An 852-nucleotide genomic window follows, 5' to 3' on the forward strand; every position below is an offset into this window, starting at 1 on the left:
TAGGTCGTGTGGACTCTTGGGATTCCCAAGGCTGAGCAAATCAGATTCAAGGCTGTCTTTTGGAGGCAGCCATGGGTGTTCTCGACCGTCTGATTCTTCGTGACGATCAGTGGGAGCGCATGTCGGCGCACATCATCGGCGACCAGCGGACGCGGGGATCGTCGGGCCGCGACAACCGGATGTTCGTGGAAGCGGTGCTTTGGATCGTGCGCACCGGGTCACCCTGGCGTGATCTACCCGAGGCTTTCGGGGATTGGAACAGCGTGTTCCGCCGTTTCAGCCGGTGGAGCCACAAGGGTGTCTGGTGGCGCATCTTCGCGGCGATGTCGGACGATCCCGACTTTGAGTATCTGATCGTCGATTCCACCATCATCCGCGCCCACCAGCACGCTTCGGGGGCCAAAAAGGGGGGTCTGAAGATCAGGCCCTTGGTCGTTCGCGCGGTGGCCTGAGCACCAAGATCCACATGGCCGTCCGGGGCCTTGGATGCCCGGTGCGCTTCATTCTGACGGCTGGCCAACGCGGCGACTGCCCGCAAGCCTACACCTTGATCGAGGGGTTGCCCGCAAAGGTCGTCATGGCCGACACGGCCTACGATGCCGATCCATTGCGCCGGGAAATCGCAGACAAGGGCGCCATCGCCGTCATTCCCAACAACCCGTCACGGGCGCGCAAATACCCGATCGACAAGCACCTCTATGCCCAGCGTCACTTGATCGAATGTTGCTTCTCAAGGCTCAAGCAGTTCCGACGCGTCGCCACACGATTCGAGAAGACAGCCCGAAACTACCTCGCCATCGTCACCATCGCCGCAACCGTCCTCTGGATCAGATAAGTGTCCACACGACCTAG

Annotated in this window: 1 protein-coding gene; it reads left to right on the forward strand. The window is 60.9% G+C overall.

Going from position 1 to position 852, the window contains the following annotated elements; translation table 11 throughout:
* The first annotated feature begins 71 nt into the window (after nucleotides 1–71).
* A protein-coding gene (locus tag NKI39_RS34210) for an IS5 family transposase (protein WP_352837570.1) occupies nucleotides 72–835 on the forward strand; the annotation gives its coding sequence in 2 pieces (ribosomal slippage) (nucleotides 72–407 and nucleotides 410–835; 762 coding nt in all).
* Nucleotides 836–852 lie beyond the last annotated feature (17 nt).

It is taken from the genome of Mesorhizobium sp. M0664, assembly GCF_040320565.1.
GTDB lineage: Bacteria > Pseudomonadota > Alphaproteobacteria > Rhizobiales > Rhizobiaceae > Mesorhizobium.